Genomic DNA, 16,415 nt, shown 5'->3' with positions numbered 1-16,415 from the left:
TTCATCCTTTATTTATTTTTTTTGGTTGGTTTATCTAAATCTTTTTTAGCCTTTGTATAAGCCTTATAAAGCTCATTTGGGGCAACTTGTATTGGCTTATTAGCTTCAGATAAAAATTTAGAGTATTGCTTGGCTTTTTGCCTTAGATTTACACTAGCACTCACATCACTATCAAACTTAACTATTTGCTCATTTGGATTGGTATCTAAAGTATTAAATGGATGCGGACTATAAGTGCTAAACCCTTCTACATTTTTAATCACTTCTCTTTTTAAAAATTCTTTCATTTGGTCTAGCTGTTTTTTGATTTTATCTGCTTCATCTTGTTTCCCAGCTAAGACAAACTCCGTTCTTTTTTGTTTTAACTCTTGCCATTTAGGATTATCAATATCATTTATAAGAAGTCTATTAAACTCTCCGCCTATAGCGTCATCTTTAGTATATGTTCTATTTAGCCTAGTTTGGACATTTCTAGCTTCTGCTTCACCAGCTAGATTTTTATACTCTTTATAGCTTAGATTTTGTGTATTTCCGCCAGTTCCAAAGCCTTCTATCCGTTGGATTGCGTGTTGGATTTCGTGGTATAGTGTGCTTCTTATCTCATCATTGGTAGCGTTTTGTAAATAGTCATAATCAAAGAATATAGCATAATTACCATTACCATATGAATGAAATTCAGCATTAGCCTCATATCTTGAATTAGTTTGTAAAATTGGTAAATCTTTAAGCTCTGGATACGCCTTAAATAGCTCATCATCTTTTAATATATCATTTAGCAGATACATTGAAGGGACTTTTAGCTTTGCTATATCTAGCTTACCACCTTGTGGATTTATCTCAAACTTCCACTTATCATCTATATCCTTATACCAGCCAGTTTTAGCCCATATTTGGCTCTCATCTGCTCCATTTTTTGCCATTTCTTGTGCGGTTTTTAGCTTGGCTTTATTGGCTCCGATTGCGTTTTCTCCACCAAAAATATAGTTATAATTATCCTTTGGTGTTTTACCTAGGGCTTTACCTATGATATCAGGTCTATTATTTAAAATTCCAGGCAAATCCCTAGCTAATCCTTGGCTAATTCGTGCTAATTGTGGGGCTAATTTAGCTGAATTTTCTAGCATTTTTATAGCTCCTACTGAAGCCCCAGCTCCTAGCAAAAATCCCTTTACAAATGCTTGGGCCTTTTTATCTGGGTCTTGTTCAGCGTTAGCATTTATCGCTCCACCAGCTACGCCACTACCTAGGTGTAATATAGCCTTCTCCATCGCCATAGTGCTAAAGCCACCCATCATATTTTTAGCTTGACTTTTATTAGCGGTTGTGGTAGAATTTACACTAGAGTTTTGCGAAAGATTGCTGACTTCGCTTGTAAAATTGTCAGTCCGTGCTGTCTTGGCTTTTTTCTCTGCCATACTCATAGAATTATCAAAAGCCGTAACAACCCATTTATTATCTCCAGCGCCATTAAAACCTTTATTAATACCGATGATAAATCCATTATACTCTATATTTACGCCATCTTGACCGCTTCTAGGCTTTATCTTGCCATTTTTTATAATCTCATTTAAGCCATTTATTAATTTCTCTTGCGGTGTATCGCCGTAAAAACTAGCAAAGTCATTAAGGTGCTTAGCTTCTATTTTACTAAGTCCATATCCTTTTATATCGCCATTTGCGGTTTTAGCTTCTCCCCATACTAAATCGATATCCCCTAGCTCTTTTCTCTCAAACGCCCCAGCTACTTGCCCTTGTCTTTCGGTTAATAGCTTTTGTATAGCATTTTTCCCATCGTGATAGAATTCTGCGTAATTAGTGCCAAACTCTCTTATAGGATTAATATTTAGCTCTTTTTGGATATTTTCTCTAATATAGCTTGGCAAGTATAATCTGCTATTTCTCTCTTTGGCGATATTTTCTAAATCACTATCTTTTAGTCCCATTAATCCACGATTTTTAAGCTGTTTTTCTAAGCTATAAGAGTAATCTTTATTATCACTATTTATAAATGGATATAGCTTTTTCTCTCTTTGTTTTATCTCATTTTCTAAATATGTAAAGAGATTTTGATTAACTCTAGCATTGCTATCTTGTAGCTTTTGATATTGCGTTACTAGCTCTTTATCGCTCATTGATTTTATCTCAATTTCTGCTATTTTATCCTTTATATCTTTTGCTGTTGGCTTGACTAAATCGCCTATGCCTACGCTTCTTAACTCATCGAAATTCTCTTTTAAATTTTCAAAGGCATTTAAAGCTATTTGTCTATTTTCTCCACTTGTCTTTTGAGTAATTATCTCTTTTATCTCTTTATCGTGTTTTACTAAAAACTCTTTTGTGATATAATTTTCCATTTGGGCGTGATAATTAGTAGGTAAATTTAGCTCACTAGGATGCGCCCTAGCAAAATCATCTAAAACGCCTCTATATAACTCATTATAAATTTTTATCACGCTATCTAAGGCTTTATTTGTCTTGCCTTCTACAAATTTCTTAATATTTTCATATCTACTATTTGTATTTGGGTGTGGCTTTTCGGTGTTGTTTATATCCACTTCTTTGGCGGTTGTGGTAGCCTTTTGCGTTGGCTCTGCTTTAGCTATTTGTTCGTTTATTTGTGTGCTTTTTGTTTGTTCTTTAACTTCACTTTTAGCGTTTTGTGGTATAATGTTTCCATCAAAAGCAGTTAAATGTGATTTTTCACCAACGCTATAACGCCCCGTTAGACTGATATTATCGGCATCTAAGTGTGGAGGTAGGGCGTCTCTACTAACTGCTTTTTTCTCATCACTATTGAGCTTTCTTTTGTTTGCGTGAAAAACTTCACTATTTTGATTTATGCCTATTTCATCCATTTTTTTATCATTTTGTTTTAATAAAATTACTCCATCACCTTTTTTTGGTAAAACCATATTTTCAGGCTCTTTTAAAACATAATCAATAACTTCCTTTACTGCTCTTTGAGTTTTAAACATTTCAGGATGATTACTTCTTAGCCACTCAAGAGACGCACTTACTCTATCTGCAATATCTACTATTTGCCTTATCTCATTAGGCACTTCAAAAATTGCGTTATGCGGATATATCTGCCTAGCACTATCTGGATAAGTTACAAACCCATCGCCTTTTATAGAATTATTAACTAAATTTGCTTGATTTTCACTCTTAATTTTCGTTGGCTCTTGAGATTTAACCACTTGTTCTATATCTTTTAACGCACTTTTAAACTCATTTAAGAGATTTCTTGTAGGCGTTGGCAAGTTGCCATTTGGGATATTCTCAATATTTTTTATAGCTAGTTTAAAGTCGCCATTAGCGTTTAGTATGGCTCTATTTAAGTGTAGTTTTAAGGCTTCGTTATTGCCTAAATATGGTATTAAAGGTTTAAGCTTTTCTACGATGAAGTTTGCCTTCATAGTTTCAGCTCTTTTTAGTGGGTCAGCACTGATACCTTGGCTCATACCTTTTGATTTAACTACCCTACTACCTAAAGAGTTTAAAATATCGCTAGTATTATTTAGTATAGATTGTTTGCTTAAAATCTGACTTGTTAGCTCTTTAGCAAATTCACTTTGAAAGTCTATTTTAGCTAAACTCTCATTTAAAGCTTTAAAATCTACCACGCCATTAACGCTATTTTTATCCATTAAGCCTTTGATTAGATTAGCTTCAGCTACGGCTCTATCTTTAGCCCCTAGTGAGCCTAAAAAGTCATTTAAGCTAACGCCATTAATGTTATCACTACTTTTTAGCATAGCGTTAAGGGCTTCTATATTTGTCTTGCCATCACGGCTTATTTGGCTCATTAGATTACTATCGCTGATATTTTTCATCTTTGCATAGTCATTGTTGGCTTGTCTATATAAACCCATTAATCTCTCATCATTTTTTAAAGCTGTGTTGATTTCATTATCGATTAAGCCCTTAGCTTCATTTAGTGCTTTTTGATTTATAAAGTCGCTTGAGCTTTTAAAATCAGCCTTATTGATATAGCCTAACTGCTCGTTTATCGCATTTTTAGCATTTAAAAGATTATCTAGATTGCCACCACCATTTAAAGCGTTAAAAACTCCCCTTGTGCTTATATTGTGCGTATCGCTTAAGATACCCGCTAGATTGTCGCTTAAGGCTTTAAAATCGCTTTGGTAGCTTGAGTTTTTAATTAAAAAATCTTTGGTATCTGCGTAGTCTTGCTTGATTTGATTAAAGCTGTTTTTAAAGTATGATTTTAAATATTTTTAAGAATATGCATAAATATAAAGATAATTTTTAATATTAAATTTGCCGCCATTTATACTAATGAAACACAAATAACTACAAGGTAATTTAAATAGAATAATTAATATAGTGGTCTCCCCAATAGGATTTGAACCTATGGCCTCAGAATTAGGAATTCTGCGCTCTATCCTGCTGAGCTATGAGGAGACAAACCCCGCACAAAGCGAGGTTAGGATATTTTAGCCGTTTCTTTTCTTAATTATTTCATCAGAAACATTTTTTGGAACTTCTTCATAGTGATCAAATTCCATTGAGTATGATGCACGACCTTGAGTTTGACTTCTTAAATCCGTTGAGTAACCAAACATCTCAGCAAGTGGGCAGAAAGCTGTAACTATTTTATTACCGCCTCTTTCATCCATTGAGTTGATTTGACCACGGCGTCTATTTAAATCGCCAATCACATCACCCATATACTCCTCTGGAGTTTCAACCTCAACCTTCATCATCGGCTCAAGGATAACAGCACCAGCCTTTCTAGCACCCTCTTTAAAGCCCATAGAAGCGGCAAGTTTAAACGCCATTTCAGATGAATCCACTTCATGGTAGCTACCATCAAATAGAGTAACCTTAACATCTTCAACTGGATACCCAGCAAGAACACCGCTTTGAAGTGCTTCATTACAACCTTTTTCAACAGCAGGGATATACTCTTTTGGAACAACCCCACCTTTAATATCATTAACAAATTCAAATCCACTACCTGGTTCAAGTGGCTCAAGACGCAAATATACATGACCATATTGTCCGCGACCACCTGATTGCTTAGCATATTTATACTCTTGCTCAACTGTCTTTTTAATAGTTTCGCGGTAAGCAACTTGCGGTTGTCCCACTTCAGCTTCTACTTTAAATTCTCTTAGCATCCTATCAACGATAATTTCAAGATGCAATTCACCCATACCAGCGATGATTGTCTGACCGCTCTCTTCATCAGTGCTAACTCTAAAGCTTGGATCTTCTTGAGCTAATTTACCTAAGGCTATACCCATTTTTTCTTGGTCAGCTTTAGTTTTTGGCTCAACCGCAACACTGATAACTGGCTCTGGGAAGTCCATTCTCTCTAAGATAACTTTATCTTTTTCACTTGCTAGAGTATCGCCTGTTAAAGTATCTTTAAGACCAACTACAGCACCAATTTCACCCGCATAAAGAACTTTAATCTCTTCTCGTTTATTTGAGTGCATTTTTAATAGACGACCAATTCTCTCTTTTTTATCTTTTGTTGAGTTGTAAGCATAACTTCCACTCTCAAGCTGTCCTCTATAAACCCTTACGAATGTAAGCTGTCCTACAAATGGGTCAGTCATAATCTTAAACGCAAGACCGGCAAATTCGCCATTATCAGTGCTATCTACGATCACTTCTGAGCCATCTTCCATCTCGCCTCTAATAGCCTCAACCTCATCAGGAGCCGGTAAGTAATCAACAACCGCATCAAGTAGTGGCTGAACGCCCTTATTTTTAAAAGCAGTACCACAAAGCATAGGTATAATCGTCATAGACAAACAACCAGCTTTAAGACCCTTTTTAATCTCTTCGTTTGTTAGCTCTTCACCGCCAAAAAATTTCTCCATCAAAGCATCATCAGTCTCGGCAACTGCTTCGATCATTTTATTGCGATACTCATTAGCTTTTTCTTGTAATTCAGCTGGAATATCCTTTTCTACATAATCTGTTGGCTTGGTATCATCTTCCCAAACAATAGCCTTCATTTTGATTAGATCAACTACACCTTTAAACTCATCTTCAGCACCAATTGGAATTTGAATAGGCACTGGATTTGCTTTTAAGCGGTTTTTAATCTGCTCTTCAACATTATAAAAATTAGCACCGATTCTATCCATCTTATTTACAAATACCATTCTTGGAACGCGATATTTGTTTGCTTGTCTCCAAACAGTTTCACTTTGAGGCTGAACTCCGCCAACAGCACAAAATACAGCTACAGCACCATCAAGAACACGCATAGATCTCTCAACTTCAATAGTAAAATCAACGTGTCCTGGAGTGTCTATAAGATTGATTTGATGGTTTTTCCAAAAACAAGTTGTAGCAGCAGAGGTAATCGTAATACCACGCTCTTTTTCTTGCTCCATCCAGTCCATAGTAGCAGCACCATCATGAACTTCGCCAATCTTATGACTCATACCAGTAAAAAATAGAATTCTCTCACTAGTTGTGGTCTTACCAGCATCAATGTGTGCGGCAATACCTATGTTTCTAACCATATTTAATGGAGTTTTTCTAGACATAAGCTCTCCTTATTACCAGCGATAGTGAGCAAATGCTTTATTAGCTTCTGCCATTTTATAAGTATCTTCTTTTTTCTTAAATGAAGCACCTTTTGAATTTGACGCATCTAGCAATTCAGCGGCTAATTTTTCTATCATAGTTCTTTCGCTTCTTTTGCGAGCAAAGCTAATAATCCAGCGGATCGCTAAGGCTTGTTGGCGTGCTGGGCGCACCTCTACTGGGACTTGATATGTAGCACCACCAACACGGCGTGATTTAACCTCCATAATAGGCTTTACATTATCAATAGCACTATTAAATACATCAATTCCCTTTAGCTCACCACCTTTAGAATCTATAGCTTTTAACACACCATACATAATCTCAGTAGCTACGCTCTTTTTGCCATCATACATAAGTGAATTAATAAATTTAGTTATAACTTTATTGCCATAAATTGGATCAGGCATTACTTCCCTAACAGGGGCTTTTCTTCTTCTCATAACTTTCCTTCAAATTTAAATTTTACTCAAACTAAACCATATCTAAGGGCTAGTCTGCGTCCTAAAAGATTACTTTTTAGCTTCTTTTGGGCGTTTGGCACCATATTTAGAGCGTGAAACAGTTCTTTTTGCTACGCCAGCTGTATCAAGCGCACCACGGACAATATGATATTTAACACCTGGTAAGTCTTTTACCCTACCACCACGCACTAGCACGATGCTGTGCTCTTGTAGATTGTGACCTTCACCGCCTATATAGCTGATAACTTCAAATCCACTTGTTAGCCTTACTTTGGCAACTTTTCTCAAAGCTGAGTTTGGTTTTTTAGGAGTTGTTGTATAAACTCTAGTGCAAACTCCTCTTCTTTGAGGACACTCTTTTAACGCTGGTGATTTAGATTTTACGATCACTTTTTTGCGTTCTTTTCTGACCAATTGATTAATGGTTGGCACAATTTTTCCTTTCAACTAAATTTATTAAAAAGTCGCTATTTTACCCAAATTTTACTTAATTTAATATGAAATATACGCATTGAAAACCAGTAACTGGCAATTAAATGTATATAATAAATTATTTATTTATCTATTTTTTAGAATAATTTATTGCGAATTTTTGGCAAATTAGCATTTATTTTTAAGCAAAATTTGGATCCATAGACCCAAATTTTACTAAGTTATATAAAGTTAATTAATTATTATACTTCATCTTAATCTTTTTATCTTGATAAAGCCCGGTACCAACTGGTATCATACGACCTAAAATTACATTTTCTTTTAGATCTTCAAGATAGTCAAATTTAGCCGCTATACTAGCTTCGGTAAGCACTTTAGTAGTCTCTTGGAATGAGGCTGCTGAAATGACACTATCACTACCAATAGCTGCTCTAGTAACACCAAGAAGTACAGGCTCAGCAATAGCAGGCTCACCGCCCATTTTGATGATTTTCTCATTCTCTTCACGGAATTTACGGCGGCTAACCATATCTCCCACAATAAAATTCGTATCACCACTATCGATAATCTTAATCTGTCTTAGCATTTGTGATACGATAATCTCAATATGCTTATCGCTAATAGCAACCCCTTGAGAGCGATAGACTTGCTGAATTTCGCTAATCAGATATCCGTGAAGTGCCTTTTCTCCAAGTATTCTTAAGACATCGTGACTACTTACTAAACCATCTGTTAATTTCTCTCCAGCATGGACAAACTCGCCATCACGGACTTGAATTTGCCTTGATTTATCTATTAAATACTCAGCCGTTGTGCCATCTTCTGCTATTATTACCACTCTTTCTTTAGCACGAAGTGGCTTTTCAAATTTAATCACACCATCAATTTCAGCTATAATAGCCGTATTTTTAGGGCGACGCGCTTCAAATAGCTCTGATACTCTAGGAAGACCACCGGTAATATCTTTTGATTTAGCTACAGCTTTTGGCGTTTTAGCTATGGTATCGGCTCTATTTACTTTAGCTCCATCTTTGACAAATATCGCAGTTTTTGGCTCTAGTTGATAACGGATCAATTTACCATTATCGGTAGTTATAACTATTGTAGGTTTAACCCCACTTGGCAAATACTCATTGATAACTAGCCTACTCTCGCCTGTTGCTTCATCATATTGCTCAGTTACGCTATATCCTGGCTCTATATCTTCATATACCACTATACCAGCTTCTTCGGCGATTACAGGATTTGAGTATGGATCCCACTCTGCTATAACTAGCTTAGAATCAGCTTGAGGCTTAGCTAGTATATCAGTAGATGCAACATTAGAGCTATCATCAAATTCAATTACGCTATTGCGTGGGATATAGTGACGCACAGCCTCTCTATCGTCTTCATCAGCGATAACGACAAATAGGCCTTTTTCTTTTACTATATCGCCTTTTTTAATCTCTTTAATTCTCTCTAGATAATCCCCTTTTAAGATATAGTATTTTAGCACACCATGTGCACTAGCTACAATCTCTTGAGTTACTGGATCGCCATCGGCTACCTTAATCTCACTAGCAAATGGAATACGATTTGGGATATTCCACCCATCTTTAATCATCTCTACAATGCTCTCATTTTCTTTGACTTTATCGCCTTTTGAGTAAGGAATGTAGAATTTACCATCTATCTTACCGCTTACACCAGCTAACTCATTTGGCTTGGCTAAGTCATGTTTTCTTAAAACATACTTAACTTCATCTTTTTTACCTGTTATAGTGATATTTACATCTTCGTGAGCTATCTCAATATCTATAACCCCATCAAATGGAGCTTTAATCTTTGGCTCGACTAATAATATAGCCGCATTACGCCTATTAATAACTATAGATTTGCCATTATTTTCATAAGTTTTAAGATTATAATATCTGATAAAGCCCTCTTTTTGCGCTACAATTTGTCTATCTTGCTGCTCTGTTGATGCGGTTCCACCGATATGGAAAGTCCTTAGCGTTAGCTGAGTACCAGGCTCACCAATTGATTGAGCGGATATAATGCCTACTGCTTCGCCTGGTTTTACTAGCTTGCCTTCGCCTAGGTTAATACCATAACACTTGGCACACACGCCCTTTGGTGCTTTGCAAGTAATAGGAGTTCTAATACTAATTGATTTAATACCAGCATCGACAATTACCCTAACCTTAGTCTCATCGATTAAAGTGCCCTCTGTGTATAAAATTTCATTAGTAATAGGATCTATAACATCATCGCTTAAGACTCTACCTAGGGCTCTTTCTTCTAAGCTCTCAATCAATTCACCATTTTCAGTAATCTCAGTGATCTCAACACCCTCATGGGTGCCGCAATCTTCCATAGTAACTTTCACATTTTGTGCTACATCTATTAGCTTTCTTGTTAGATACCCAGCATTTGCGGTCTTAAGTGCAGTATCAGCAAGACCTTTTCTGGCACCATGGGTTGAGATAAAATACTCAAGCACATTTAGACCTTCACGGAAATTTGAAGTAATCGGCGTTTCGATGATCGAGCCATCAGGTTTAGCCATAAGACCACGCATACCAGCAAGCTGACGAATTTGAGCCGCACTACCCCTAGCACCACTATCAGCCATCATATAAATAGAGTTAAATCCACTCTTGTCATTTTTAATGAGCTTCATCATATCGCTTGCTACTTTATTATTTGTATCTGTCCATATATCAACAATTTTATTATATCTTTCTGAATCAGTAAGCAAACCTGAGCCATATTGATTTTGAATTTCACGAACTCTTTTTTTAGCTTCATCTACATATGAGTATTTGCTATCAGATACTATTATATCAGCTATTGAGATACTCACACCAGCTTTAGTAGCATATCTAAAGCCAAGATTTTTAAGCTTATCTAAAAATCCAGCAGTTGATTCTAAACCACCATTTTTATAGACATAATCAACTAAATTTGCTATGTCTTTTTTCTTCATAACTTTATTCCACATATTCTCAGGAACTGAATTTTCGCCTAAATCAGGTAAGATTGATTTGATAATTAATCTACCAGCTGTTGTAAATACAGTCCTACCATCTACCATTGTTTTAATCTTAGCGTGCAGATCAAGGAAATGGGTCTCAACTGCTATCATAACTTCATCAATGCTAGCAAAAATTTTATTTGATCCTATTACATCTACTTTTTCAAGGCTTAGATAGTAAATTCCCAAAACCATATCTTGGCTAGGGACGGTTACAGCCTTACCACTTGCTGGGAGCAAGATATTCATAGAGCTAAGCATTAAAATTTTACACTCAGCAATCGCCTCTTGAGATAAAGGGACATGAACGGCCATTTGGTCGCCATCGAAGTCTGCGTTAAAAGCTGAACAAACAAGAGGGTGGAGCTGAATAGCCTTACCCTCTATCAATACTGGGTGGAATGCCTGAATAGACATCTTATGCAGGGTTGGTGCTCTATTTAACAATACTGGATGATCAGCAACAACCTCTTCAAGGCACTCCCAAACCTCATTTGTCTTATCCTCTATCATTTTTTTGGCTAATTTTACATTTGTAGCATAGCCTTTTTCTTCAAGACGGGCTAGAAGGTGCGGTTTAAACAGCTCAAGAGCCATCTTTTTAGGAAGACCACATTGATCCATTCTAAGTCTAGGTCCAACAACAATAACACTACGACCAGAGAAATCCACCCTTTTACCAAGTAGATTTTGTCTAAAGCGTCCTTGCTTACCTTTAATAATCTCGCTTAGAGATTTTAACGGGCGTTTATTCGCACCTTTTACGGCATTTGCTCGTCTGCCATTATCAAATAGAGCATCTACTGATTCTTGAAGCATTCTCTTCTCATTGCGGATAATGATCTCTGGCGCATCAAGCTCCATAAGTCTTTTTAAACGCGCGTTTCTATTTATAACACGGCGATAAAGATCATTAACATCACTAACAGCGAATTTACCGCCATCAAGGCTAACTAATGGTCGAAGGTCTGGTGGGAGCACAGGCAGATTAGTTATCATCATCCATTCAGGGCGATTACCTGAATTTAAAAAGCTCTCAACTACCTTTAATCTCTTTACAATGCTCTTTTTCTTAGCTTCGCTATTTGTGCTATCTATCTCTACTTTTAATTGATCTAAGATAGTTACTAAATCCAAATTTTCAAGCATATCACGAATGACTTCGCCGCCCATTCTAGCTTTAAATCCACTCTCAGCAAATCTCTGTTCTAAAAGTATATATTGCTCTTCATTTAAGACATCATACAATTCAACTTTTTTACTATTTTCATTATCATAGTATGCTTCACCTGGATTTTCTACTATATATGCTTCATAGTATAATACACGCTCTAAATCTTTCATCTTTATACCAAGAAGTGTTCCAATGCGACTTGGAAGTGAATTTACATACCAAATATGAGCCACTGGAGTAACTAGCTCTATATGTCCCATTCTAGAGCGCCTGACTTTAGAGCTTGTGATTTCAACTCCACATTTTTCGCACTTAATGCCTTTATATCGCATCTTTTTATACTTACCGCATAAGCACTCATAATCTCTAATAGGCCCAAATATTTTAGCACAAAATAGACCATCTCTTTCTGGTTTTAGCGTCCTATAATTTATGGTTTCAGGCTTTTTAACCTCACCATGACTCCAAGCTTTTATACGCTCAGGACTAGCTAATCTTAATTTAAATGCCTCAAAATCTCTTGGTCTTGCATCTTCTTTAATCTCTATAGGTTTTAACTCACTCATTATTACTATCCTCATCGTAAATTTCAACATCTAACGCTAGAGATTTTAGCTCATTTGTTAAAACAAAAAATGTCTCTGGAATACCAGTACTTGGGACATTTTCTCCTTTGGTTAATGCCTTATAAGCTAACCATCTACCCTCAACATCATCAGATTTGACAGTTAGCATCTCTCTTAGAGTATGAGCAGCACCATAAGCCTCTAAAGCCCAAACTTCCATCTCTCCAAATCTCTGACCACCGCTTAAGGCTTTACCGCCGACTGGTTGCTGTGTCACTAAACTATATGGTCCCGTGCTTCTAGCATGGACTTTTTCATCAACTAAGTGATGAAGTTTTAGCATATACATACAACCGACATTTACACGCTCAGCCATCTTAGATCCAGTTCTACCATCATATAGCTCTGTTTTGCCATCCATATCGATTTTTGCCATCTCAAATAGCTTATTAAATTCTTCTGGCTTAACCCCTTCAAATATCGGAGTAGCAAACCTTACACCACTAGCCCAATCCCTTGCATACTCAATTAGCTTATCATCATCAATTTTTTCTAACATAGCTTTAGCGTCCATTAGTCTTGATACGCTAGCTATCTCAATCATTTTAGATCTTAACTCTTTAATCCACTCTTTTGATTTTCTATCAAAAATCTCTTGAATTTGCTCACCAAGTCTCATACCTACAAGACCTAGATGGCTTTCTAAAATTTGACCGATATTCATACGGCTAGGAACGCCTAGTGGATTTAATACAATATCAACCGATCTACCATCTGGCAAATATGGCATATCCACATCAGGGACGATATTTGATACAATACCCTTATTACCATGGCGACCCGCCATTTTATCTCCGACTTTTAACTTTCGTTTAGTAGCCACATACACCTTCACAAGCTTCACTACACCACTTGGTAAAATATCATCTTTTTCTAAAATTTCAAGCTTAGCATCATGTTCATCTTTTAGCTTTTTCTTCTCATTTTGAAAATAAGCCTTCATATCCTCATAGCTTTTTTGCACATCTTTATTGAAGTTTTTTACATATGAATTTAAGGTAAATCTATTTATATTGGCTAGATCTTCTTTTTTGATCTTTTGACCTTTTTTATATGTAGTTTTACCTACTTCTAGCTCACTTTGAAGTTCATTACTAGCTAACAAGGCAGTAACTCTTAACATCTCTTCACGATCAAGCATTAAAAGTCTATCGTGATGCTCTTTTTCTAAAATATTTTTTTCATCTTCATAAGCTTGAAATGATCTTGAGTCTTTTTCATACCCTTTTTTAGTAAAGATTTTAACATCAATTACCACCCCTTCCATACTAGCTGGAGCATATAAAGATTTATTTACCACATGACCGGCCTTCTCACCAAATATAGCCCTTAGAAGTCTCTCTTCTGGGGTTGGCTTGACTTCACCTTTTGGAGATACCTTACCTACTAAGATCATACCTGGTTTTATATGAGTTCCGATTTTTACGATACCACTCTCATCTAAGTGCTCGATCTCCTCTTCTTTCATATTAGGAATATCTCTAGTAATCTCCTCTACACCATCTTTAAGCTCTCTAGCTTCAATCTCTTTTTCATAAATATGAACGCTAGTAAAAGCGTCAGTGCGAATCATTCTTTCGCTCATTACGATGGCATCTTCGTAGTTATATCCATTCCATGGCATAAATGCGATCAGTGCGTTTTTACCTATTGCTAACTCACCTTGATCCATACTAGAGCCATCAGCTATTATTTGACCAGCCTCTACTTTTTGTCCTTTTTTAACGATTGGATGTTGGTTAAATGTCGTATTTTGGTTGGTACGCATATTTTTTTCCATAGTATATTGATCTATATATGGACCATTCTCATCTTCGCCTAAAATAAATATATTTTTATTATCAACTTTTTCAATAACACCGCCTCGTTTTGCTTTAATAGCCTCCCAAGCATCACGAGCAACTATAGCCTCCATACCAGTCCCAACAATAGGAGCAGTAGATTTTAAAAGCGGCACAGCTTGACGCTGCATATTTGAACCCATCAAAGCACGGTTAGCATCATCGTGTTCTAAAAATGGGATTAAAGAGGCAGCAACGCCCATTACCATCCCGCTACAAAGGTCAATTAGAGTAACATCATCTCTCTTAGCAAGAATCATCTCGCCATCTTGTCTAACCTCTATTAAATCCTCAGCTATCACACCATTTTCATCTAAAATTGTAGAAGCTGGAGCTATGATATGTCCTTCTTCTTGAGTTGCGGTAAGATATACAATCTCATTTGTAACCTTACCATTTTCTACCTTGCGATATGGGGATTCTACAAAGCCAAGATCATTTACCTTCGCATATGTAGAAAGAGTGTTTATAAGACCGATATTTTGACCTTCTGGAGTCTCAACTGGGCAAATTCTACCATAGTGAGTTGGATGGACATCACGAACTTCAAATCCAGCTCTCTCTTTTACCAAGCCTCCTTCGCCAAGTGCTGATAATCTGCGTTTATGCGTAATCTCGCTAAGCGGATTTGTCTGATCCATAAACTGACTTAACTGACCGCCAGTGAAAAACTCCATAATAGTTGTAGTTATCATCTTAGGATTTACTAAATCATAAGGCATAATCTCATCAATGTTATTGCTAAGGCTTGTGAATTTATCTCTAATAGCTTTTTGCATCTTGACAAAACCAAGATGAAGCTCATTAGCCAAAAGCTCACCAATAGAGCGAATACGACGATTACCTAAGTGATCTCTATCATCGATATAGCCTTGACCATTTTTAACTTTGATGAGATATTTGGCAGTTTTGATAATATCCTCATTTGTCAAAACTGTAACATAATCAGGTGCATTTAAACCTAATTTATGGTTCATCTTCATACGGCCAACTTTGGTTAAATCATATCTCTCTGGATTAAAAAATAGATCATTAACAAAGCTTCTAGCAGCCTCTTTAACCACAGGCTCACCAGGGCGCATTACCTTATAAATTCTAATTGCGGCTAGATCGTTTTCATCCTCTACACTTTCAGTTTGCTTAAGTAGCTTTAAAGTCTCATAATCTTGTAAAAATGAGTTAATAATAGCATCATCGACGCCATTTGCCAAATCATTAGCAATCTCAATACTATCTTGCTCATTGGCTATTTTAGCTATTTTACTCTCATCAAGCTGAGTAAGAGTATCATATAAAACTTCGCCACTATCTTTATCTATAACTGGACTAGCTAAATATCTATTTACCAGTGTTTCAAGTGGATATTCGATGAATTTAAGACCGTCTTCTATTAATTTATCAGCTTTTTTTCTAGTTAATCTTTTACCAGCTTGATGTAAAATATTACCATTTTCATCTTTTATATCATAATCAACTCTACCAGTGAAATCATCTGGATTAAATTTCACTAAAAATTTATTATTTTGAATTTTTAGAGTTTGCATAGGATAAAATAGTTTGACGATATCTTGCTTTTTATACCCTAAAGCTCTAAATAAGATGGTTATAGGAACCTTGCGACGCTTATTAATACGGACATATAATACATCTTTAGTATCATACTCAAAATATAACCAAGAGCCACGATCTGGAATAATTTGAGCTGTATATATCAATTTATTTACAACTGTAGGGCTCTCTTCTTCTTTGAAAATAACACCAGGACTTCTGTGTAATTGATTGACTACAACTCTTTCAACACCATTAATAATAAATGAGATTCTATCAGTCATCAAAGGAATTTCGCGAACAAATATCTCTTGTTCTTTTATATCTTTTACCCCGATTTTCTCACCTGTTTTTTCATCTCTATCATGAACTATTAATCTAATTTTTATTTTTAAATTTACAGAATATGTCAAACCTCTTTCCATACACTCTCTAATTGTGTATCTAGGCTTACCTATCTCGCTACTGACATACTCAAGTGAAAGTCTATTTTGCGGATCGTGGATAGGAAAAATAGATTTAAATACTTTTTCGATTCCGCTTTCAGTTTGTGAATTATCAAGATTTAAAAAATGATCAAAACTCTTTTTTTGTAATTGTAATAAATTTGGAACATCAATCTCTTTAGCAACATTAGAAAAATCTACTCTAAGACGATTTCCAGAATAAAGGCTATTTAACATTTTACTACCTCTATAGAATAGTTAATTGAAAGAAAGTTGCAAAAACAACAAGTGG

The 16,415-nt window shown here is 35.9% G+C and carries 6 protein-coding genes and 1 tRNA gene; all 7 read right to left on the bottom strand.

Annotated features, from left to right (window positions below):
- Positions 1-8: 8 nt before the first annotated feature.
- Positions 9-3,872 (bottom strand): putative barnase/colicin E5 family endoribonuclease, encoded by a 3,864-nt coding sequence (locus CSUIS_RS03010; protein ID WP_086297047.1) that lies wholly within the window; start codon positions 3,870-3,872, stop codon positions 9-11.
- 476 nt (positions 3,873-4,348) lie between these two features.
- Positions 4,349-4,425: transfer RNA gene (locus CSUIS_RS03005), tRNA-Arg, on the bottom strand.
- 32 nt (positions 4,426-4,457) lie between these two features.
- Positions 4,458-6,533, bottom strand: coding sequence for an elongation factor G (gene fusA, locus CSUIS_RS03000; protein ID WP_086297046.1), 2,076 nt, complete (start codon positions 6,531-6,533; stop codon positions 4,458-4,460).
- A gap of 12 nt (positions 6,534-6,545) precedes the next feature.
- A complete protein-coding gene (rpsG, locus tag CSUIS_RS02995) occupies positions 6,546-7,016 on the bottom strand; it encodes a 30S ribosomal protein S7 (RefSeq protein ID WP_086297045.1) in 471 nt (156 codons plus the stop codon).
- Between the two features lie 69 nt (positions 7,017-7,085).
- The gene (gene rpsL, locus CSUIS_RS02990) at positions 7,086-7,469 is read right to left on the bottom strand and encodes a 30S ribosomal protein S12 (RefSeq protein WP_063998572.1); all 384 of its coding nucleotides are present in this window, start codon (positions 7,467-7,469) and stop codon (positions 7,086-7,088) included.
- 235 nt (positions 7,470-7,704) lie between these two features.
- Complete coding sequence (gene rpoC / locus CSUIS_RS02985) at positions 7,705-12,228, bottom strand: DNA-directed RNA polymerase subunit beta' (protein ID WP_086242590.1); 4,524 nt, start codon at positions 12,226-12,228, stop codon at positions 7,705-7,707.
- Positions 12,221-16,360, bottom strand: coding sequence for a DNA-directed RNA polymerase subunit beta (gene rpoB / locus CSUIS_RS02980; protein WP_086297044.1), 4,140 nt, complete (start codon positions 16,358-16,360; stop codon positions 12,221-12,223). The genes rpoC and rpoB overlap by 8 nt, the downstream gene beginning before the upstream one ends.
- Positions 16,361-16,415 lie beyond the last annotated feature (55 nt).

Source organism: Campylobacter porcelli, from assembly GCF_002139855.1.
GTDB lineage: Bacteria > Campylobacterota > Campylobacteria > Campylobacterales > Campylobacteraceae > Campylobacter > Campylobacter porcelli.
The sequence above is the reverse complement of the archived record's forward strand: the minus strand, read 5'-3'. Positions and strand labels throughout refer to the sequence as shown.